Annotated in this window: 12 protein-coding genes and 1 riboswitch; of the genes, 3 read left to right on the top strand and 9 right to left on the bottom strand. The window is 64.4% G+C overall.

Annotated features, from left to right (window positions below; translation table 11 throughout):
- Window positions 1-15: 15 nt before the first annotated feature.
- The 5 genes from chrA to DT070_RS06920 all read right to left on the bottom strand — a co-directional run bounded on the left by chrA (window position 16) and on the right by DT070_RS06920 (window position 4,942).
- The gene (gene chrA, locus DT070_RS06940) at window positions 16-1,362 is read right to left on the bottom strand and encodes a chromate efflux transporter (protein ID WP_122954723.1); all 1,347 of its coding nucleotides are present in this window, start codon (window positions 1,360-1,362) and stop codon (window positions 16-18) included.
- The gene (locus DT070_RS06935) at window positions 1,359-2,237 is read right to left on the bottom strand and encodes a chromate resistance protein ChrB domain-containing protein (RefSeq protein WP_122957301.1); all 879 of its coding nucleotides are present in this window, start codon (window positions 2,235-2,237) and stop codon (window positions 1,359-1,361) included. Before DT070_RS06935 ends, chrA begins: the two co-directional genes overlap by 4 nt.
- Window positions 2,238-2,353: 116 nt before the next feature.
- Window positions 2,354-2,962: a methionine biosynthesis protein MetW gene (gene metW, locus DT070_RS06930; protein ID WP_194965952.1), complete on the bottom strand. Its 609-nt coding sequence runs from the start codon at window positions 2,960-2,962 to the stop codon at window positions 2,354-2,356.
- A complete protein-coding gene (locus DT070_RS06925) occupies window positions 2,959-4,119 on the bottom strand; it encodes a homoserine O-acetyltransferase (protein ID WP_122957299.1) in 1,161 nt (386 codons plus the stop codon). The genes metW and DT070_RS06925 overlap by 4 nt, the downstream gene beginning before the upstream one ends.
- A 262-nt stretch (window positions 4,120-4,381) precedes the next feature.
- Window positions 4,382-4,942, bottom strand: coding sequence for a TMEM165/GDT1 family protein (locus tag DT070_RS06920; protein WP_122954722.1), 561 nt, complete (start codon window positions 4,940-4,942; stop codon window positions 4,382-4,384).
- 6 nt (window positions 4,943-4,948) lie between these two features.
- Window positions 4,949-5,122, bottom strand: a riboswitch (yybP-ykoY riboswitch).
- A gap of 140 nt (window positions 5,123-5,262) precedes the next feature.
- On the opposite strand from DT070_RS06920, the gene DT070_RS06915 reads away from it, so the two are divergent.
- The 3 genes from DT070_RS06915 to DT070_RS06905 all read left to right on the top strand — a co-directional run bounded on the left by DT070_RS06915 (window position 5,263) and on the right by DT070_RS06905 (window position 11,369).
- The gene (locus tag DT070_RS06915) at window positions 5,263-6,465 is read left to right on the top strand and encodes an ammonium transporter (protein WP_122954721.1); all 1,203 of its coding nucleotides are present in this window, start codon (window positions 5,263-5,265) and stop codon (window positions 6,463-6,465) included.
- A 266-nt stretch (window positions 6,466-6,731) separates the two neighbouring features.
- The gene (locus tag DT070_RS06910; RefSeq protein ID WP_122954720.1) at window positions 6,732-9,530 is read left to right on the top strand and encodes a hypothetical protein; all 2,799 of its coding nucleotides are present in this window, start codon (window positions 6,732-6,734) and stop codon (window positions 9,528-9,530) included.
- 21 nt (window positions 9,531-9,551) lie between these two features.
- Window positions 9,552-11,369, top strand: a complete 1,818-nt coding sequence (locus DT070_RS06905) for a hypothetical protein (protein WP_122954719.1) — start codon at window positions 9,552-9,554, stop codon at window positions 11,367-11,369.
- 79 nt (window positions 11,370-11,448) lie between these two features.
- Here DT070_RS06905 and DT070_RS06900 read toward each other — a convergent pair whose 3' ends face one another.
- The 4 genes from DT070_RS06900 to DT070_RS06885 all read right to left on the bottom strand — a co-directional run bounded on the left by DT070_RS06900 (window position 11,449) and on the right by DT070_RS06885 (window position 14,052).
- Entirely contained in the window at window positions 11,449-11,937 is a 489-nt protein-coding gene (locus tag DT070_RS06900; protein WP_122954718.1) for a DoxX family membrane protein, read from the bottom strand.
- Between the two features lie 18 nt (window positions 11,938-11,955).
- Window positions 11,956-12,795, bottom strand: a complete 840-nt coding sequence (locus DT070_RS06895; protein WP_164483726.1) for a DNA-binding domain-containing protein — start codon at window positions 12,793-12,795, stop codon at window positions 11,956-11,958.
- Window positions 12,792-13,676: a DUF692 domain-containing protein gene (locus DT070_RS06890; protein ID WP_122957298.1), complete on the bottom strand. Its 885-nt coding sequence runs from the start codon at window positions 13,674-13,676 to the stop codon at window positions 12,792-12,794. The genes DT070_RS06895 and DT070_RS06890 overlap by 4 nt, the downstream gene beginning before the upstream one ends.
- Before the next feature lie 94 nt (window positions 13,677-13,770).
- Entirely contained in the window at window positions 13,771-14,052 is a 282-nt protein-coding gene (locus tag DT070_RS06885) for a DUF2282 domain-containing protein (protein WP_122954716.1), read from the bottom strand.
- Between the last annotated feature and the right edge of the window lie 55 nt (window positions 14,053-14,107).

The following is a 14,107-nucleotide window of genomic DNA, read 5'->3' as shown; positions in this document are numbered from 1 at the left end:
CTCCCGTGACGGCGATCAGGCCAGGCCGGACAGGCGCAACAGCAGGCCGGCAAGCGCCGACGCAAAGATGACCGGGATCACGCCGCGCTTGTAGCGCAGCAGGGCCACTGCGGCGCCCAGCGTGATCGCCAACGCGTAGAAATCCACCCGGGCCCACCAGGCACCTCCAGCGTCGGTCCGCAACGCAATGTGCGCCAGGAAAAACAGCGCCAGGCTGGCAATCACACCGACCACCGCGGCCGTGATGGCGGTGAGCGGCGCCGTGAAATGCAGCTTGCCGTGCGTGGACTCCACCAGCGGCCCACCGGCCAGGATGAACAGGAAGGAGGGCAGGAAGGTGAACCAGGTCACCACGCTGGCCGCCAGCGCCGCGCCCAGGAAGAGCATGTCAGGGCCCAGCACCTGTTTGGCCCAGCCGCCCATAAAACCGACAAAAGCCACCACCATGATCAACGGGCCGGGCGTGGTCTCGCCGAGCGCCAGGCCGTCGATCATCTGGGGGCCGGTCAGCCAGTGGGACTGTTCCACAGCGCCCTGATAGACGTAGGGAAGGACCGCGTAGGCGCCGCCGAAGGTGAGCAGCGCGGCCTTGGTAAAGAACCAGCCCATCTGCGTGAGTGTGGCGTCCCAGCCTTGGGTTGCCATCAAGGCGCCCATGGGCAGTAGCCACAGGACGGCGCCAACCCCCAGCACAGCGGCCAGGCGCGCAGGCCTGAAGCGGGCGTGCGCCGGCGTCGGCGTGTCGTCGTCGATCAGCGCCGGCCCATACCCAGCCTTGGCCTCACCATGCCCGGCGCTGCCGGAGAACTGCGCCGGCGAGAAACGCGCGCCCAGCCAGCCCACGACAGCCGCACCCAGAACGATGACCGGAAACGGCACGCTCAAAAAGTAAATTGCTATAAAACTGATAGCTGCTACTCCCCATAAAACGGGGGCCTGAGCCGGTTTTCTTAATGAACGCGAGCCGATGCGGTGTACCGCCTGCAGCACGATGGCGGCAACCGCCGGCTTGATCCCGTAGAACAGGCCCGCGACCAGCGGCACGTCGCCAAAGGCCACATAGACCCAGCTGAGCGCAATCAGGATAAACAGCGAAGGCAGCACAAACAGCGCACCGGCCACCACACCGCCCCAGGTGCGGTGCATCAACCAGCCGATGTAGGTGGCCAGCTGTTGCGCCTCGGGGCCGGGCAGCAGCATGCAGTAATTGAGCGCATGCAAAAAGCGCCGCTCGCTGATCCAGCGTTTTTGCTCGACCAGCTCGCGGTGCATGATGGCAATTTGCCCGGCGGGCCCGCCAAAGCTGATGAAGCCGAGCTTGAGCCAGAATTTCAGCGCGTCTGCAAAACTCACCGGCGTCATTGCGTCACCCCGCTTGCGGTGTGGGTCACCCAGTTGTGGCGCTCGTTCTGCGCATTGCGGCACCATTCATACAGCGCGTCATACACCGGCATGGCCGCGGCCAGCATGGCGTGGTCGTCAACATGCAGCCGCGACAGGCCTAGCGACACGGCAAGCAGTCCTGCGGATTGGGGCGCCAACTCCGGGCGTGATGTGTCGGCGCCGCGCACGATGGTTGCCAGCACATCCAGTGCCGGCTCATGCAGGTCGAAGGCGCGCAAGAGGGCGTCGAAACTGCAACGCTCCCACTCGTGCGTAATCGGCGCATCGGGAATGTCGTAAGCAATTGCCCCAAGCCTGGCCGCACCCTCGAAAACCTGCGCGGTCGGCACGTAGAAAAATTCAGCGCGCGGGTCGATGAAGCGGCGTATCAGCCACGGGCAGGCGATCCGGTCGATTTTCGGCCGTTCACGCGTGATCCAGCGGGAGGCCTGCTCGCCGGTGACGCCCCACTCAGGCCGCTTGGCAAAGGTCGGCGGCCGCTGCGTGCGCCATAGGGCAATATCTTGCGGCGTGTCGACGCCGTCTTCACCGCCTTCGATACCGCCGGCCAGCACGCAAGCATTCCAGCCTGCGGCCCGCAGCGCGGTTGCGGCATCTGCGCTGACGTTGTGCCCATAGACGCAATACACAACGACTTCGCACGGCGGCTGTGAGGCGGCAAAGGTGGCCACGTTTTCCGGTGCACAGCGCTGGGCGCCAGCAATCAGATACTGGCTCTCGCGAAATTTGGCTTCACGCCGCACGTCAAGCAGCAAAGGTGCATCTGCGCGGCCCATGCGGGCAGCAAGTTCTTGAGGGGAGATCGAAGGAACGGAAAGGGTAGAGGTGTCCACGGAGTACTCCAATGAGTTGCCAGCGCTTGGACGGGACACCGTCTATCTGTAAAGATTCGGGAGGCTGAAATCCCGATAGGCGAATACTAGCACTGCAAAGAGCCTGTGAACAGCTCTTAGCCGCGCTGGAACTTGAACACAGCCCGGCTGGCGCGGGCATTGGGCCAGAAGCGCACTTCGCGGCCGTCCTGCAAGCCAAAGGAGTCCAGGATCTGCAACTGGTTCTGCAGCGCCAGCGCTTCAAAATCCTGCAGCGTGCCGACACGGATGTTGGGCGTGTCGTACCACTGGTAGGGCAGCACCTTGGTCACTGGCATGCGGCCGCGCGCAACGGCCAGGCGGTTGGGCCAGTGGCCGAAGTTGGGAAACACGACGATGCCGGCGCGGCCCACGCGCGCGGTTTCGCGCAGCATGGTTTCGGCGTTGTGCAGGTGCTGCAGGGTATCGATCTGCAGCACCACGTCAAACGAGCTGTCGCCGAAGAGCGCCAGGCCGGCTTCAAGGTTGAGCTGGATCACGTTGACGCCACGCGCCACACAGGCCTGCACGTTGGCGTCATTGATCTCGACGCCATAGCCCGAGCAACCGCGCTCGCGGATCAGGTAGTCCAGCAATTCGCCTGTGCCGCAGCCCAGATCCAGCACGCGTGAGCCATGCGGCACCAGCCGGGCGATGGAGAGCATGTCGGCCGAAGGCTGCACATTGAGTTCGACAGGCAGGTTCATACAGCCACCTTGCTCTGGAAATAGGAGCGCACCACACCGAGGTAGCGGTCGTCTTCCAGCAAAAATGCATCATGGCCGTGCGGCGCGTCGATCTCGGCGTAGCTCACGTCGCGCTGGTTGTCGAGCAGCGCCTTGACGATTTCGCGGCTGCGTGCGGGGGAAAAGCGCCAGTCGGTGGTGAAGCTCACGAGCAGGAACCTGGCCGTGACATGGGCCAATGCTTTGGTGAGGCTACCGCCGTACGTGCGGGCCGGGTCGAAGTAGTCGAGCGCACGGGTAATCAACAAATAGGTGTTGGCGTCAAAGTACTCGCTGAATTTGTCGCCCTGGTAGCGCAGGTAGCTTTCGATTTCGAACTCGATGTCCTGCGTCGTGTATTTGTAGGGCGCGTCGGCGTTCGCGGTTTCTGCCACGGCCTGGCGAAGCTGGCGCCCGAATTTTTCATTCATCACGTCATCGCTCAGGTAGGTGATGTGGCCGATCATGCGGGCGATGCGCAGGCCGCGTTTGGGCAGCACGCCGTGGCGGTAAAAGTGGCCGCCATGGAAGTCGGGGTCGGTCACGATGGCGCGGCGGGCGACTTCATTGAAGGCGATGTTTTCGGCGGTGAGGTTGGGCGCGCTGGCCACCACCACAGCGTGGCGAACGCGATCCGGGTATTGCAGCGTCCAGGCCAGCGCCTGCATGCCGCCCAGGCTGCCGCCCATCACGGCCGCCAGGGTCTGGATGCCCAGGCGGTCCAGCAGGCGGGCCTGGGCGCTGACCCAGTCTTGCACGGTGACGACAGGGAAATCGGCGCCGTAAAGCTGCTGCGTGTCAGGGTTGGGTTGCATGGGCCCGGTGGAGCCGAAACAGGAGCCCAGGTTGTTGACGCCGATCACAAAGAAGCGGTCGGTGTCGACCGGTTTGCCGGGGCCGATCATGGTGTCCCACCAGCCTTCGGATTTGTCGATAGGCTGGCCCTGCGCATCGAGGTACACGCCCGCCACATGGTGCGAGGCGTTAAGCGCGTGGCAGATCAGCACGGCATTGGATTTGTCGGCGTTGAGCTCGCCGTAGGTTTCGTAGCTCAGGTCGTAAGCGCGTATCGACGCGCCGCTCTGCAGGGGCAAGGCCTCTACAAAATGCATGCTGAGCGGGGTGGCAATAAGGGTCAAGAAATCACCTGCAGAAAACAAAAAACCCGGCATCGCTAAAGCGAGTCCGGGTCGTTTGGAGTTCGTCTTTAGCTGTACTTTTTAAGCGCCCGCAAGCTGAGCAAATCGGCGCTAAAAGAAGTATACCCCGGTGGATGTGGCCCCCACGGTCGTTCGCTTCGCGTAACTCCCTGCCCCCCGAGGGGGCCGCCCGCCTGCGGCCCGGCAAAGCCGGTTCCGCGGCTCATGCTGGGTTGAAGCCTCCTCAGTGATTGCGCCACTTCTATGCCAGTAGCAACGCTGCCAGCCCCAGTCCGGCAAAGATCATCGCCGAGACGATATGCACCGCCCTTAGCGGCACCAGGCGCGTCACGCGCTCGCCCAGCCAGACAGCCGGCGCGTTGGCCAGCATCATGCCCAGCGTGGTGCCGGCCACCACACCGACGATGGCGTCGTAGCGTGCGGCCAGCATCACGGTGGCGATCTGGGTTTTGTCGCCCATCTCGGCCAGGAAGAACACGATGACGGTGGTGAAGAACACGCCGTAGCGGGGCGGCTTTTCGTCCTCCTCCGCGTCGACTTTGTCGGGCACCAGCATCCAGGCGGCCATGGCCAGGAACGAGGCGCCCAGGATCCAGCGCAGGATTTGCGGGCTGATCATTGTCGTGACCCAGGCGCCGGCAGCGCCAGCCAGGGCGTGGTTGACCAACGTTGCGACCAGGATGCCGGCGACGATGGGCCAGGGCTTTTTAAAGCGGGCAGCGAGGATAAGTGCGAGGAGTTGCGTCTTGTCGCCCATTTCGGCGAGGGCGACGATGCCCGTGGAGACGAGGAAAGCTTCCATTCAAAAAGACTCCGGCCGAAAACCCATGACTGCACGGCATCCCCGGCCAAAAACGGAGGCTGTGCAGTCAAAGGTCTCGCGTGATCCGAAGACCGCTTGCGCCATGTTCCGTTGGAACAAGTCTGTTGACGCAAGCCCCTTTCAGGATTGAAAGGCTGGCTACTCCCCAATGACAGCCTGCATTATATCGTTAGCCCTCAAAGTACACCCTCAAGCCTTTTTTGCACGCTTGTGGCGCATTTCTTGCTTGCATTTGGTGCGATTCTCGGAATCGACCCGATAACGCACCAACACATCACATTTCATCTGAAGAGGGACCTATGGAAGCACTAAAACAGGGCTCGGACGCCTTGTTCATCCTGCTGGGCGGCATCATGGTGCTGGCCATGCACGCCGGTTTTGCCTTTCTGGAACTGGGCACAGTCCGCAAAAAGAACCAGGTCAATGCGCTGGTCAAGATCCTGGTGGACTTCTCGGTGTCCACTGTGGTGTATTTCATGGTGGGTTACGGCGTGGCCTATGGCACCCATTTCTTCGTCGGGGCCGAGCAGCTGGCCGCCAAAAACGGCTACGACCTGGTCAAGTTCTTCTTTTTGCTGACCTTTGCCGCGGCGATCCCGGCCATCATTTCAGGCGGCATTGCCGAGCGGGCGCGCTTTTACCCGCAGCTCATCGCCACCGCCGTCATCGTCGGCTTCGTCTATCCCTTCTTCGAGGGCATCGTCTGGAACCAGCACTTCGGCGTGCAGGCCTGGATCAAATCGCTGACGGGTGCGGAGTTCCATGACTTCGCGGGCTCCATCGTGGTCCATGCCGTGGGCGGCTGGCTGGCATTGCCGGCGGTGATCTTGCTGGGCGCGCGCAGCAACCGCTACCGCAAGGACGGCGCCGTGTCGGCGCATCCGCCGTCGAACATTCCCTTCCTGGCGCTGGGCGCCTGGATCCTCACCGTCGGCTGGTTCGGCTTTAACGTGATGAGCGCGCAGACCATCGACAAGATTTCCGGCCTGGTCGCCGTCAATTCACTGATGGCCATGGTGGGCGGCACGCTGGCGGCGCTGGCCTTTGGCAAGAACGACCCGGGCTTTGTGCACAACGGCCCGCTGGCCGGCCTGGTGGCGGTGTGCGCGGGCTCCGACCTGATGCACCCGCTGGGCGCGCTGGTGACGGGGGGCGTGGCCGGTGGTGTGTTCGTGGTGATGTTCACGCTGACGCAAAACAGATGGAAGATCGACGACGTGCTGGGCGTCTGGCCGCTGCACGGCCTGTGCGGCGCCTGGGGCGGCCTGGCGGCCGGCATCTTCGGCAGCCAGGCGTTGGGCGGCCTGGGCGGCGTGAGTTTTGGCGCGCAGCTGATCGGCAGCGCGATGGGCGTGGCGTGGGCCTTGCTGGCCGGCTTTGCCGTCTACGGCATCCTCAAGGCGACCATGGGGCTGCGACTCAGCCAGGAAGAAGAATTTGAAGGCGCCGACCTGTCGATCCACCGCATCGGCGCCACGCCGGACCGCGAAGTCAACTGGTAACAGCCCCGAAAAAAGCAGCGGCGCCCCTTGCGCCTGGCAACATCGCGTAACAAACCCCGGGATTGCGCCGGCATGTGAATCCTTCCCTTTCCCGTATCCGGAAAAGTGGGGATGATCTGAGCCGGTCCAACCACGGCAGCTTTTGCCATACGGGGGTGTTCATGCGCAAGGATGACATTTATCGGTTTGTGGTGTTACGTGATCCGGTCCCGGTTTCACCCGAAGCTCTCAAAGATCCCTTTGTCCCCGCGTACTCCAGGAAGTCCGTGGACACCACCGGCAGCCTGCGCCAGCAACTGGGCCCGGCCCTGGCCAAGGGCAACGTCGGGGCGGCAAACGTCGCCTGCCTGGTCCACCTCAAGCGCCGCGACGTGACCAGCCCGTGGGACCTGTTGCCCAACGACAACTACCGCCGCCTCTTCCAGGCGCTGCCAGCCGCCGTGCAATCGGGCGATGTCGACGCGGCGGAGCGGGCCATGATGCAGGCCTTCGACGTCAGCGATTTTTCCAACGTCCTCGCGCGTGAGCCCGAATTTGTGATGTCGCGCGATGTGCTGGCCGACTACTTTTGTGCGTCCGCGCTGCTGCATGTCCCGGACCTCGATGCCGGCGCGCACCTGATCTGCTGCTTCGAGACGCTCGAGCGCCTCGTTGCGATCGCCGACGAGGGCCAGCCGCCTTCGCCATTGCGGGGCGCCTGGCGCGTGCCGCTGTCCGCCGGCACCGTGACGATGCCGTTCAACGTGAAATGGAACTGGCCGAGCGGCCCCCGCGTGATACCCGGCGGCAAGGACGACCCCAACGAAGACTTGCGGCTGAAGGCGGCCCAACTCTATCGCCCGCGCAGCTTCATCGGCGACCTGATCGTGCTCAAGCAGCAGCTGAGAAGTTATGAGCTGGGCGAGATCGCGCATGTCTCGAACACGCTTGCGCACGAGACATTCACACGCACCCACCGCAACCTGGAGCGCGTCGAAACCCGGCTCCTGACAGAGGAGGAAAGCGAGAAAGAGGTCACGCTCGACATGCAAAGCACGACGCGCGACGAATTGAAGTCGGAGATCGACAAGAGCCTCACCGAGCAGACGGATCTTTCCGCGAACTTCGACGTCACGGCCACTTACCTCGGGCCCAGTGTGTCGGTGACCGCAAGCGTCGGCGGCTCGGCAAGCTACCGCAGGGCTTCGGAAGAGCGTACCGCCACCTCGGTGTCGCATGCGCGTGAAGTGGTCAACCGGGCCAGCGAGAAGATGCGGCAACGCACGCTCACCCAACGCGAAAAGGTCGAGACCAAAGAGACGGAGGAAACCGCCGGCCACACCATCAACAACACAACGGCCCAGCACAGCGTGGGAATTTACCGCTGGCTGGAGCGGCATTTCGACCTGCACCTGGTGAACTACGGCCGCAGGCTGATCTACGAATTTGTCGTGCCGGAGCCCGCGGCTTACTGGTCGCGGCTGATGGCGATACGCAGCCAGCGCAAAAACGGGCCGCCCCCGCTGCCGCCGCAAATTTATGTCAGCGAAGAGCACCAAATGGCGATAGGCCCGACCCACTTCAGCCTGCGCAGCCCGCAAGGTGTGGCGCTGGAGCGGCCGGTTTCCTGGCCGCAGATTGTCTATACCGCCGGGAAATGGGGAATCGCCCTTGAGGACCCGCCACCCCCGAGCACGCAGGCGCATTACGCCCTGACGATGCCCGGCGCCGAAGGCGCGGACCCGGCCACCGCCGGCGCCCGCTTCCAGAACGGATTTACGGTGTCGCCCCACGTCAAGGTGGCGCAGTCGCAGGCGTCGCTTGCCATTCCCGACGGATACCGCGCCTCCCGCGGCGAAATTGCCATGAAGGGCTGGCGCTACCTGCGCAAGGACGACCAGGGCAACTACATGTATGTCGACGGCGAGGCCAACATACTCATGCTGGGCCAGCGCTACCGCTTCACCACCAACAACGAATCCTCTCCGGCGCCCAGCGGCATCGCCGAGGGCGGAGTCGAAAAACCCCTGTCGGGCAACGGCGGCGTGATCCTGGACAACGACCGCTACATGGAGGGCCAGGTGCCGGTGATCCTCACCTCGAACCTGAACAGCCTGTCGTGTTCGATCAAGCTGGACTGCGAGCGGACCAAGGCATCTGAAGAGGCCTGGATCAAGAAGATGTTCCTGCTGTTCCAGGCGGCCTACCGCGACAAGCTCGCCGCCTATGAAGAAGACGCCCAGCGGGCCGAGATGACCAGCGAAAGCTGGGCCGACAACATGCCGTCGCAGGTCGCGCGCGAAATCGAGCGGGACGAGCTCAAGCGGGCAGTCATCTCGCAGTTGGGCGGGGACGAGATCCAGCCGGTGCTGGACACCCTGCTCAGCGAGCCCGCCGCGACCTGGCCGCAGGATCCCGCCGCTCCGGACGTCGACCTCGAACGCCTCGGTTCGTACGAGCGTTTCCTCGGCTTTTTCGAGAAGGCCTTCGACTGGGGGAATGTGGCCTACATCTTTTCACCTTACTTTTACGGCCGCAAGGCCAACTGGCCCGGGCTTGCGCTGGCTGATCATGCCGATGCGCAGTTCAAGAAATTCCTGTCGGCAGGCGCGGCGCGCATACAGGTGCCCGTGCGCCGCGGCTACGAGACACACGCGACCTATTTCTTCAACGGCCTTGGCATCGCGCCCTTCGACCAGCGCGTCCCCTGGCTGGCATCGATGCGGCCGATTGCAGAAGACCTGGCCGCCGATGCGCGCGAAGGTTTCGAGCTGGGCGAGGGCAAGGTGTCCGTGGCGAACAACGATCGCCGGGTGACCGGCGTCGCCACCCGGTTCAACGCCGGGACCGATGTCGACCGCGAGTTGAGGATCGCCGGGAAGCTCCACATCATCGGCGAGGTCATCTCGCCCTCCGAGGTCCTGCTGACCACCGCGTTCACCGGGCCGGTGCAGTCCCACGTGTTCTATGAGCTGGGCGGCATTGTCGTGGGGCCCGCCATACCGCTGGTGCTGCCCACCACGCTGGTGGCCATCGATATGCCCGGCCTCGACCTGCCGGAATTCCCGCCGCGCTATGCGGCTTAGCGCCGCGGGAGTGCATCCAGCATGAGCGGGAGCTCGCAGGCCACAGCCCTGTTTACCGTCATCGCCAACGCGCTGGCCCTGGAGTGGGCCGGGCCCGACGAGGCGGCCAAGCCGCTGCGCGAAGCGCTGGCCGGCATTCTTCTTGCCACGCTTGAGCGCGTCAACACGCTGAGCCGGGGCAGCGCGGCGAAGGCCTTTGCCAAACTGCTGGGTGAGCACCTCAAACAGGCGCCGCCCGAGATCAAAGTGCCCGGCGGCCTGACGCGCGAACAATGGGCCGGGCGGGGCCTTGCACAAACCCTGCTCGCCGGCCTTCCTGCGCAAGTGCAATCGCTCGACAAATTCATGGCCGCGATGCGCGAAGGCGATGCCCCGCGCCCGCCACCGGCGCCGCAGGAACAGAAACCCCCGGCGGCCGGCGCGCTGGCACCGGACTGGGCCGACCTGCTGATGCCCCCCACGGCGCTGGCTGCGGTCTGGCCCAACCCCGACAAGTTGAGCAAGCATTTCTCCAAATACCTCAAGCGCCTGCTCGACAAGGCAAAAGGAGACGTTGCCGCCGACGTCATGTCCTGGTCGGCGCAGGTGCCCTTGCAGGCGGGCGCGAGCTACGCGGTGGCGAACGCGATCCAGCAGGCGTTCCGGGCCACCGACATGCTCGGCGTGACCAACTCCAGCATGCAGCTGGGCAACCAGGTTCACGCGCGCCTGGAGCGGGTGGCCGCCACGGCGCTGGCCCGGCGGCTGGATTGCCGGCTGGTGGCCGAGAACCGGGTGTACGCGCCGGGCACGGGCACCCCGGCCAACCTGTTCACGCGGGCCGAACTCGATGTGGCCGTCCTGAAGGAGTTCAGCCTCCAGACCTTGCTCAACGCCCGCGGCAGCCAGTTGCCATTGATGGTGCGCAGCGTGGGCTCGACGACCTCCAGGGAAGACCTGGTGGTCTTCTTCGACCAAACGCTCTCGCTGGGGAGCAGCCTCCTGGCAAGCGGCAGGCCGGAGGTCTACGAAATCAAATCGATCGGCAACCTGGTGGACGGCGTCTCGCAGGTCAACGCCTACTCGTGGAACTACCTGGTTTCGTCGGTGTTCATGCGTGTCAGCCATATGCCGCCCATTCCGTTTGCGCGCCTGGACAACTCCCTGATGATCCCGGCATCGCCGGAGCGGCACACCTTGCCCATTCCGTCGATCACCGTGACCATGGTGACTGCCGCCGCCGGGTCATCGGTGGTGTCGCCGGTGTTGACGGCGCAGATCATCGCGCAGCTGGTGTCCGACTTCTCCAGCAGCGCGCTGTCGATCCCGCCGAACGTGGTGGTGCCCTTCATGGCAAGCGGCCTGTACGGCCTGATCCCGTATTTCGTCATCAACATGGACAAGGTGAACAACGGTGTGCAAGAGGCCTTGAAGGCGATCCTGGAGCTGCTGCTGGCCGCCCTGGCAGCCTACCTGGCCGCGAAAAAACTCATGGAAGAGCTGCAGCAGGAGCTGGAGCCCGTGCTGCGCCGCGCGATGGAACTGCTGGTGTTGCTGCACCTTGCCGCCCTGGTCATTGTGTTGCTGGTTGTCGCCGCATTCGAGGCGGCCGCGGTTCTGGCCATCGTGGCGGCCGCTGCGCTGCTGATCCTGGTGTTGTCGCCCCTGGGCGACGAGGGTTCACAAAAACCCGGTACGCGCACTGACGAGAATGCACCGATCACGATACGCACCAGCGCGCTGGAGCTGCATCGGCTGTCGCCGGCCCAGCTCGCCGGCATCGCGTCGCGTGTGCAAAAGCTGATGCAGCAGTTCCATGCGCAGGGCCGGTTGCCGTCCGGGCCTCCCGCCGTTTCCTAGGCACTTTGCCGGCACTTTCTGCTATTAATTTAATAGCTACAAGCCAAGACAGAACCTGGGCTAGAGCCCGATTTTCTTATTAATCCCTGGGCAGAAGGCGCGACGCCGCCCAGCGGTCCAGCGACCACCGGCCCAGGCCGTAAATGGCCAGCCCCGCCAGCAGCGAGCCCCAGAACACATGCTGCTGCAAGGCGGCCGGCGCGATCTCGCTGAGTGAAATCACGGCCACGGCATTCACCACAAACAGGCCCAGCGGCGAGAAACGCCCGCCCAGGCCCAGCACCAGCAAGACCGGCAAGGCGATCTCACCCGCCGTGCCCATGGCCGCAGCCAGGGCAGGTGGCAGCAGGGGCACCTTGTATTCGTCGGTGAACAAAGCCAGCGTGATTTCCCAGTCCCGCAGCTTGGTCAGGCCCGAGAGGAAGAACACCTGCGCGATGTAAAGCCGGGCCAGCAAGGCGGCAAGCGGCTGCAACGCATCGAGCGAGCGGGTCAGCACGCGCCAAAGGCCCAGGCCGCGCTGCCAGAGGCTTGCTGGGTTCGCATGGGCGGTGTGGATGGTGTTCATGGAGGCTCTCCCGGGTTGTCATGAAAGTTGAAAGGGTTGAGGCAGCCGGCGCGCGCCTGTGACCAGGCCTTGCTGCACGGCCTGGCCCAGCCAGTGTTCGAAGCTGAATGCCGATGCAGATTCCGGCGTGGCGACGTGCTCGCCGTCCAGTGCGCAGTCCAGCGCAGCCTGCAACGAACGCCCGGCCTGGAGCGCCGCCAGCAAGGCATGCTCGGTCGCGGTGATGCTTCGCACACGGGGCTTGAAGCCCTGCCGCCAGACCAGGGTGTGCTCCGCCGCGCCTGCGCGCAGCAACGCACCCGCCTCGGCCAGCGCGGGCTCACCCAGCAAGTGGGCATTGACGATGCTGGCCACGGGATAAGCGCTGGCCAGCAAAAACACACCGGCGCCCAGCGCCAGCGTGATTTCTGCTGGATTGGCCGCCGAGAGCAAGGCAAAGGATTGCGGATCAGGCCGGGCATCAGCGGCTGTGGCGGCCTGGTGCAAGAACCACTCAACGCGGGCGACATCACCCAGGTAGGGTTCGTCTGCCAGTTGCGGCGCCGCCTCGATGAAGGCCGCGAGGTCATCGCCCCAACACGCAACATCACCGCGGCCGGGTGGGTAGCACCGCCAGAAGTGCCGCGCGAGCGGCGCAAAACTTTCGCCGCCTATCAGCTGCGCCAGCACCGGATAAGCCGCACCCAGCGCGCGCTCCGCCAGTGCCAGGCCGTTGGCCTGGTAGGCCTGCAGGCCGCGGCGCGCCAGCGGGGCGTGCGCAAACTGCAAATGAGGCCAAAGGCCGCCGGCGTCGCGCTCGCCCATCAGGGCGTGCAACAGCGCTTGCTGTTCCTGCGCCAGCATCGCCATGGTGCTCATGCACTTACCTCTTGCTGTACGGGTGTTGTGACGTTTCGCGCGCTGGCGGCTTCTTCCAGCAACACCGGCAGCGGCGGGATGCCGGTGTCCCATTCCACCAGCGCCGGCACGCCGCCAAAGCGCTGCTGCGCGTGGCGGTAGACCTGCCAGACGTCTGCGCAGACGCGGCTGCCGTGGTCGTCGATCACGATGTCACCGGCGTCGCAGTGGCCGGCCAGGTGCAGCTCGCCCACGCAGCCGGGAGGGATCTGGTCCAGCCATCGCAGGCAGCTTTTCACGGGGTCGGCGTCGCTCCCGGCAATGCGTTCATTGAGGGCGTTGACATAAATATTGTTCACATCGACCAGCAGGCCGCAGCCGGTGCGCCGGACCAGCTCGCGCAAAAACGCGGTTTCGTCGCGGTCCGAGCTGTTGAAGTGCAGATAGGCCGACAGGTTTTCCACCAGCAGCGGCCGCTTCAGGCGCTCTTGCACGCGCTGCACATTGGCGCACATCACGTCGAGGGCCGCGTTGTTGAGTGCGACGGGCAGCAGGTCGGCCGCATGCAGCTCACGGCCTGCCATCGCACCGCGTGCAAAGCAGGCATGGTCGGACACGCGGACCGGCTCGATGCGCTCGACCAGGCGGGCCAGCTGGTCCAGGTGCCAGGCATCAATGCCGCAGGCCGAGCCCAGGGCGAGCCCGACACCGTGCAGGCTGACGGGATAGTGCTCACGCGCCTGGCGAAGGACGGCCAGTGCGGCGCCGCCTTCGGCGAAAAAATTCTCGGAATGCACCTCGATGAAATCAAGGCCGGGCAAGCTCTCCAGCAACTCACCGTAATGGGGATGGCGCCATCCAATGCCGCAGGCGGGCTGGCCTGCTTGATGTGAGGGGGACATGGTGGATGCCGCGTGAAGTCTGAGGTTTTCAGGAAGAGGGCGCCGACCGGATCCGGCATGTGCCCACTTCTTTGTCTCGTCAAAAGCCGTGCGCTCAGCTTTTCTTTTCCATCGCCTTCATCTTGGCCTGCTCCGCAGTCATGCCCTTCATGCCGGCGCACGTGCCCTTGGCAACGTACTTCCATTCGTTGGCGTCGCCGCTGACCTTGGACTGGCCGGCGCAGGAGTGCGTGCCGCTCAGGTTGGCGCAGTCGTTCTGGCCGGCGGTGGTGATGCCGTAGCATTTTTCTTTTTCCTGGGCGACAGCAGGCGTCGCAACAAGCATGGTGGACAGCAGGGAAGCGGCAGCGGCGGCAATCATGGCGCGTTGGTTCATGGTGAAGACTCCTGTTAATTCGTAGATCGTGAAAGTTGGACAACAACCACGGCAG

Origin of the sequence: Polaromonas sp. SP1 (genome assembly GCF_003711205.1) — a bacterium.
Lineage (GTDB): Bacteria > Pseudomonadota > Gammaproteobacteria > Burkholderiales > Burkholderiaceae_C > Polaromonas.
Note: the sequence above shows the minus strand (reverse complement) of the source record. Positions and strands in the feature narration are given on the sequence as shown.